We start from the raw sequence: 7160 nt of genomic DNA on the forward strand, positions 1-7160 counted from the left end.
TACTAGAGAATGCTGTCATAGCAAAAATGGGGATTAGGTGTTATGAGTGCTGAGTGCTGAGTTAGGAGTTAGGAGTAGAGACGCGAAAAATCTTTGTCTGTAAAGAGTTAGGAGTTTTGTTTATCTCCTTGTCTCCCTTGTCTCCCTTGTCTCCCTCATCTCCCCCATCTCCCCATTCCCCAGAACGTTTTTCAATTTGCATCTAGACTGGCCTCCAGCAACTATGTCATAAGTAGAAAAGGCTGTTAAATGCAAACTAATTTATGACTGCTGCTGTAAAAACTAATCCTGGTTTAGCTTCCCGCTTGGTGAATGGCATATTGGCAATCCAGCCTTTAGCTAACCTAGCCAAGCATCAAGCTAGACAAATGATGATTAAACGTGCCGAAAGAATTGGTGTACCTTGGACTCAAGAAGTCGAAACACTAAAGGCGCTTGATTGGCAGGCCGATTTAGCTCAAGTAGAAAATCCTCAGCTTTCCTACCCCGATTACTACGTCACCTCATTCCATGCCTACGAAACTGGAAATCTCAGTTGGCAAGCCGCTTTTGAGGTAGAACCTGCTGCTTACGCTGTCCACGCTAAGATTTGGCAGGATGCTGAAGAAGCGCAAGGCGATCCCATGCTGCGCCAAAGTTACCACAATATCCTGAAAAGTAAAATCCCCAATGAGCCGCAAGACATCTTAGATATAGGCTGTAGTGTTGGCTTGAGTAGTTTTGCCCTACAAGCAGTTTATCCCCATGCCAAAATTACAGGTTTAGATTTATCTCCCTACTTCCTAGCTGTTGCCAATTACCGCGCTGGGCAACGTCAAGCTAAAATTAACTGGCTTCATGCCCAAGCTGAATCTACCGGGCTACCTGATGCCTGTTTTGATTTAGTTTCGATTTTCCTGATGTGCCACGAATTACCCCAATCAGCAACCCGACAGATTTTAGCTGAAATGCGGCGTGTACTGCGTCCGGGTGGTTACTTGGCAATCATGGATATGAATCCCAAATCGGAAGTTTACAAGAAAATGCCAGCTTACATTTTGACTTTGCTCAAAAGTACTGAACCGTATTTAGACGAATATTTCGCTTTGGATATTGAGCAAGCTATTGTTGAGGCGGGTTTCCAAACTCCCACTATTACCAACAATACCCACCGTCACCGTACAATAATCGCTCAGGTGAGTGGTTGATTTATCTCTATTATTCTGGGCAGTAATACCACCCTTGCTGCTGCTAGGCTACTACTACTGTCGGGTGCCATTTGCCCCACCTCTGTTAAAGTTACTGATGTTCTTTATCGTCGGGGCAATATCTGGAATCTTAGCCCTTAGCCTCGAATGGGTTTTTGAAACTGTAGCCAACTCTTTTGTAGACTGGCAGCAGATCAAACGTTGGCTTCCTGGTATAGCCTTGCGGCAGCTTGTGGAAGTAGGCACAATTGAAGAAGGCTGCAAGTTGGCTGCGGTTTTTGTCTTAACCTGCTATCTGCAACGCAAGTATCGATTATTTCAGTCTACTGTTTTCCTCTTTACAATCGCCGTTGCCCTTGGATTTACTGCCGAAGAGAACTGGATTTACCTTTCCCACGGTACAGCATCAATTTTTGACCGGACTATTGGCACGCCAGTCCATGCGATGTTCTCTGCACCTTGGGGATATGCTTTCGGAATTTATATTTCCTCTAATACTCGCTTAAATCGAGACAAAAAGTTCATTTTTCGGGCTTGGCTAAATTCTGTAATCTGTCATGCCCTAGTTAATGTCCTATCTAGTGCTTGGGGTTACTCATTACCCCTACGTTTGCTAAGTTATGGTTTATTTCCGTTTCTCTTGTGGATGTTTTGGCGACTAGAACAATTACTACGAAAAGTGCAAGGGAAACCTGTAATTACCCTAATTTCAGAGCGGACAATCCAGCGCCGTTACTGGCAGAGGAGTTTAGTGTTGTTTGCCCTCGTGCTGGGTGGAAATGCTATTTTTGGGCTGTTTCTTTTAGTCAGGACTGTTAGTCCTTTGAGTCCGTCAAAGCTTTTTGACAGTGATATTTTGTGGTTTATAGTTAGTCGCCTTTTACTAAATCTCTTTTTCGCAGTTTTAGCCTGGGGCATTTATCGCTATTTGCGACATTCCGCCCGCCGTCGGTATTTTTAAAATATGATTTAAGAAAAGGCTAGGGGGTTTCTATGCAAACAACTCCAGTGCGTTGGACGACTGCTGACCTAGAACTATTTGCTAGCGATCGCAGAAATCGCTATGAGATTATTGATGGAGAACTATTTGTGACTAAAGCGCCTAACTGGGATCATCAAACGAGCTGCGGCAAGATTGTTACAGTTCTTAACAATTGGTCAGATGAAAGTGATTTAGGTAAAGCTGCGATCGCACCTGGAATTATTTTCTCAGATTCTGACAATGTGATCCCTGATGTGGTATGGGCAAGTCATGAACGGTTAAAAAACTTGCTCAATGAGGCTGGACACCTGACGGGCGCACCTGAGTTAGTAGTAGAGGTTTTATCACCCGGCGAAAAAAACGAGAAACGCGATAAGGAAACAAAGCTAAAGCTGTACTCAGTCCAAGGAGTTCAAGAATATTGGATTTGTGATTCTATACAGAAGAAAGTTGAAGTTTATCGACGTGAACAGGCTGCATTAAAGTTAGCAGCTACTTTATTTAGTCAAGATGAATTGACAAGCCCTTTGCTGCCTGGTTTTAACTGTTTAGTTAGTAAACTTTTCTAGGTGGGAATTAGGCATTGGGCATCGGGCATTGGGCATTGGGCAAAACTAGTAGTGTGTCAAGAAATAATTGACAAATAAATTTTCTGTAGAGACGGCGATTTATCGCGTCTCTCCAACCGTCAAAATGGATTTGACAGACCACTAGTACAGCACGGCGGAAGCGGGGCATTTAGCCCGTTCCGAGTGCTGAGTAAATAAGTGAGATTCATAACTCAGCACTCCTGAAGGGCATGGGAATGAGATAAATTTCCCTATGTGCTTATGTCTGGATTCAAGTACCTAACTAAATGCTTGCCAATACTGGCTGATTCTTGGCTGCGCTGACTGACTCTGATTCTGACTCCGTGCAGTAGATTTCGCAGGAGTTATTGGGACTTTCGATCAGTTTTACTTTGTAAAGTTTAGCTGCCAATTCCTCAATAGGCGATCGCAATAAATTACTAATATAAAGTGCGATATTCTCAGCAGTTGGCACAACTTCGGCAAAGTAGGGAATATCTTTGTTTAAAAAAGTGTGATCGAATGGCTCTACCACATAATCTTCCACCACTTGATTCAGCGCACCTAAATCAATAATCATGCCAGTACGTGGGTCAATTTTCCCTTTGACAGTGACTTCTAGATGATAATTGTGTCCGTGACCGTTGGGACGAGCGCATTTACCATAAATCTCAGTGTTTTCTTCGTTACTAAGATTAGGATGAGCTAGCCGATGGGCGGCGCTAAAGTGAGTACTGATAGTGAGGTAGGCTTCCATTGCATTTCCCATATAATCTGCCCAAAGTTCAGGATGTTCAAATAACTGCACACGAACTAAAGGCAAGTGTGGTGCTAGTCGTTGCCAGATAATCCGTGCAATATTCTCAGTAGTGGGTAGAGTTTGTTGAAATTCTGCCCACGCATCGTTGAGATAAGAGAAGTCCAATTGACTGGTAACTTCCCGTTTAATTACGTGTTTCACATCAGACAAATTCAGCACCATGCCATATTCATCCAATTCCCCGGCTAGAGAGATGAATAAAACATAGTTATGTCCGTGTCCGGGAAATCTAGTACCAACACCAAATTTCTCAATATTCTCGGCTTCACTCAGTTCTGGCAACCAATAACGATGACTTGCCGAAAACTGGGCGCGGCGATTAACAATACATTGCATGAGTACACTATGAACAGAATTTAAAATTTCTTAATCTTTTTCTGTTTCCAGCATAAACTAATTTCTTGGTCATTAGTCATTCGTCATTCGTCCTTTGTCATTTGTCCTTTGTTCTTTGCTAATGCCCAATGCCCAATGCTCAAAATAATTATGTAACAGACGCTTGCGCCTCACAGTGCAATCCCGTAGCTATACGGAATAATTCTTGACCTGTGTGTAAATAACGCTCATCATAGTTCAAAGGAAAATAACCTAATTCATCGAGTCCATCTGCTACTTGATCTAGGCTGTAGTAAAGGTGAGCCGCCGTTCTTGCTAGACTTGGGGGATTTGGCAAAGAGCGAAAAGTAATTTGTGCTTGCTTGAGGTCATCTCGACAGGCTTTTAAGTATTCCTGAAATTCATCTAACAACTCATCATCAAAGGGATCGGCGGCTAATTGCTCCATTTGTTCTTCTAACGAATAAAGAATCGTACAAAGCAAGCGATTAACTGGTTGGTATACTTGGCGTAACCATTCTTCAACTTGCTCGTCAACATCGCGTCCGGTTTTTCGTCTTGTTTGGTAATGCTGTTGGGCTGATGCTGTACGCTGTTGGCGATCGCTATTTAATTTTTGAGGGTTATCTTGCAGTTCTTGGTCATAATTGCGGCGATTATGATTATCGCCTAAGACCTCATAAGCTGCATTAATGCGGATAATTTGCTCGCGATCGGCTGTATCCTGATTACTGTCAGGATGAAACAACTTAACCAAGCGGCGATAAGCTTGCTTAATCTCCGCAAGGCTGGCACTTGGACTAACTTTGAGAGTTTCGTAATGGTTAGAAACGTGCTTAGAATTGACCATTAATTCAATGTATCGTTAACTAACGCTAGCGGCCAACCTTGCCTCCAGGTCTTGGAACAACGGCGTACTCAAATACCTCTCACCAAAACTGGGCTGAATCATCACAATTAAACGCCCCTGATTTTCTTGACGTTGGGCAACGCTAATTGCTGCACATAAAGCGGCTCCACTGGAAATACCAGATAGTAGCCCTTCTTCTTTTGCCAAACGCCGACTGTAGGCGATCGCTTCTTCATCAGTGACGGTAATCACTTCATCAATCAATTTTATCTTTAATACTTGGGGAATAAACCCAGCCCCAATTCCCTGGATTTTGTGCGCCCCTGGTCGTCCCCCAGATAAAACTGGGCTATTGGCTGGTTCAACTGCGATCGCCTTAGCGTTAGGCTTACGGGCTTTAATCACTTCTGCCACACCAGTAATTGTACCACCTGTACCCACTCCTGCCACGATTATATCTACTTGTCCATCAGTATCTTCCCAGATTTCAAGAGCTGTAGTTTCCCGATGCACTTTGGCATTGGCTGGATTGCGGAACTGCTGCAACATATAGGTATTTGGTGTAGTATTAACCATTTGTTGCGCTCTCTGAATTGCCCCACTCATGCCTTCCATACCTGGTGTTAATTCCAGTTCTGCTCCATAAGCCCGCAACATTGCCCGACGCTCTGCGCTCATCGTCTCTGGCATGGTTAAAATTAATCGATAACCCTTAGCTGCTGCTGCCATTGCTAAAGCAATTCCGGTATTTCCAGAGGTAGGTTCTACCAATATTGTCTTTCCAGGAGTAATCAACCCTTCCTCTTCGGCGGCGTTAATCATACTTACACCAATCCGGTCTTTAACTGATGCCGATGGGTTCATGCTTTCCAACTTCACTACAATTTCCGCCACACATCCTTCGGATTGAGGAATGCGGTTCAACTGCACTAGGGGTGTACGACCAACCAGTTCTGTAATGTTACGAGCTATTCGCATAATTTAATCCTTAGTTATTAATTATTTGTTATTGGTCATTTGTCATCGCAAATGACCAATGACCAATGACAAATGACTCTTGACTAAATGTAGTACATGATATCTAATTGCCGCCGCGAATCTCGTTTTTCACAAAGATCCTGGAGTGTATATTTTTGCAACACTGAATTTGCAGCGCGACTTGCTTCTTGCCAAATTTCTTCTATGACCGAACTATCTACCGTTTTGGAATTAACGTTTTCTTGACCAGTCTGTGCCTCCAAGCCTTCTAAACATTCTAAAATCTCAAAAAGGATGATTTTGCGGGGTTCTCGCGTTAACAAATAGCCACCTTTTGACCCGCGCTGACTCTTAACTATACCCCCACGCCTCAAGGTTGCTAGCAGTTGTTCTAAATAGCGATCGGGTATGTTTTGTTGTGCTGCAATTTGTCGAATTTGCAGAGGTTCGCCGCTTTCGTAATGAGCAGCCATCTCTAATAAGGCGAGAATTGCGTATTCTGATTTACAGGATAGTTCCACAAGCAGCAATAAGTTAGGGTTAGGGGTTAAAAATTAATTAGGAGTTAGGAATTAGGAGTTAGGAGTCATTCTGAATTCTGACTCCTGACTCCTGAATTCTGTTCGATAAAAATTCGCTCAGAAAAAGTTGCTCACAGCATAAGTAACTTGTAGAGTGGGCATTACAATAAGCACCCTACTCTGGTCTATTCATATAAAACCCGCCATAACTCCTAACTTTTCTAGTATACTCCGGTTAAATACTGGGGTTTATCCATTATTACTACTGAAAACAAAAAACCCCGCCTGATGGCGGGGAGAAATAGAGTTTAAAATTGTCAGTAAATAGTCAACACTCTAGAAGGTGAATGTAGTTCTGAGCGTACCGATAATAGCATCATCGTTATTGCTGTTTTGACCAGGAGAGGTCAACCAGATTACACCTGGGGTTACAGAGATGTTATCCGATACACGATACTTGTAGAAACCTTCAAAGTGATAGGGTATATCATTGTTACCGCCAAAACCTGGACGGTTAAACGAATAGGGTTCTGCACCAGCAAAAATACCTAAAACGTTACCCTTTTTACCAAAATCAGGTAATGCTACCCCTAAACCGTAGCTCCAAGCTTCAAAATTATCACCTAGACCGTTGCCCGTGACATCATGGTAAGAGACGAAGCCGCTAATGGAGAGTTTGTCGCTGGGTCTAAAGGCAGCCGACACACCGTAGGAGTTGCTGGTAGATGGGTTTGCTGTACCTGTTGCAAGACCGGCTGCATTACCTAAAAAGTTAGCTTGTCCAGTACCTACATCAAAACCTCCAGTTGTTCCGTCTGTACCAGAGTCGAATAAAGCACCACTTGCGCTATATCCGTGGACGTAGGTAGCAGCTAAAGCCACGCGATCGCCTACACTAAAGTTCAACTGTCCTAAAG

The 7160-nt window shown here is 43.3% G+C and carries 9 protein-coding genes; 3 read left to right on the forward strand and 6 right to left on the reverse strand.

The window, feature by feature from the left end; all coding sequences use genetic code 11:
- Nucleotides 1-61: 61 nt before the first annotated feature.
- On the reverse strand, nucleotides 62-202 hold the full coding sequence (locus tag HWQ37_RS02600) for a hypothetical protein (protein ID WP_292743379.1): 141 nt from the start codon (nucleotides 200-202) through the stop codon (nucleotides 62-64).
- A 61-nt stretch (nucleotides 203-263) separates the two neighbouring features.
- Between HWQ37_RS02600 and HWQ37_RS02605 the strand changes: the two genes are divergently transcribed.
- The 3 genes from HWQ37_RS02605 to HWQ37_RS02615 are packed head-to-tail and all read left to right on the forward strand — an operon-like array spanning nucleotide 264 to nucleotide 2738.
- Nucleotides 264-1187 (forward strand): class I SAM-dependent methyltransferase, encoded by a 924-nt coding sequence (locus tag HWQ37_RS02605; RefSeq protein ID WP_292743381.1) that lies wholly within the window; start codon nucleotides 264-266, stop codon nucleotides 1185-1187.
- Nucleotides 1180-2148 carry a PrsW family intramembrane metalloprotease gene (locus tag HWQ37_RS02610; protein WP_292743384.1) on the forward strand — a complete coding sequence of 323 codons (969 nt, stop codon included), beginning with the start codon at nucleotides 1180-1182 and terminating at the stop codon, nucleotides 2146-2148. The genes HWQ37_RS02605 and HWQ37_RS02610 overlap by 8 nt, the downstream gene beginning before the upstream one ends.
- 32 nt (nucleotides 2149-2180) lie before the next feature.
- Nucleotides 2181-2738, forward strand: a complete 558-nt coding sequence (locus HWQ37_RS02615) for a Uma2 family endonuclease (RefSeq protein WP_292743387.1) — start codon at nucleotides 2181-2183, stop codon at nucleotides 2736-2738.
- Between the two features lie 283 nt (nucleotides 2739-3021).
- On the opposite strand, the gene HWQ37_RS02620 is transcribed toward HWQ37_RS02615, so the two are convergent.
- The 5 genes from HWQ37_RS02620 to HWQ37_RS02640 all read right to left on the reverse strand — a co-directional run.
- Nucleotides 3022-3894, reverse strand: a complete 873-nt coding sequence (locus HWQ37_RS02620) for a 6-carboxytetrahydropterin synthase (protein WP_292743390.1) — start codon at nucleotides 3892-3894, stop codon at nucleotides 3022-3024.
- A 148-nt stretch (nucleotides 3895-4042) separates the two neighbouring features.
- Nucleotides 4043-4744 carry a J domain-containing protein gene (locus tag HWQ37_RS02625; protein WP_292743393.1) on the reverse strand — a complete coding sequence of 234 codons (702 nt, stop codon included), beginning with the start codon at nucleotides 4742-4744 and terminating at the stop codon, nucleotides 4043-4045.
- A 15-nt stretch (nucleotides 4745-4759) separates the two neighbouring features.
- Entirely contained in the window at nucleotides 4760-5722 is a 963-nt protein-coding gene (gene cysK, locus HWQ37_RS02630) for a cysteine synthase A (protein ID WP_292743396.1), read from the reverse strand.
- 83 nt (nucleotides 5723-5805) lie between these two features.
- The gene (locus tag HWQ37_RS02635; RefSeq protein WP_292743399.1) at nucleotides 5806-6243 is read right to left on the reverse strand and encodes an RrF2 family transcriptional regulator; all 438 of its coding nucleotides are present in this window, start codon (nucleotides 6241-6243) and stop codon (nucleotides 5806-5808) included.
- Nucleotides 6244-6579: 336 nt separating this feature from the next.
- On the reverse strand, nucleotides 6580-7160 hold a 581-nt coding region (locus HWQ37_RS02640; protein ID WP_292743402.1), incomplete at its 5' end, for an iron uptake porin.

The organism is Nostoc sp. NMS4, from assembly GCF_017115095.1.
GTDB lineage: Bacteria > Cyanobacteriota > Cyanobacteriia > Cyanobacteriales > Nostocaceae > Nostoc.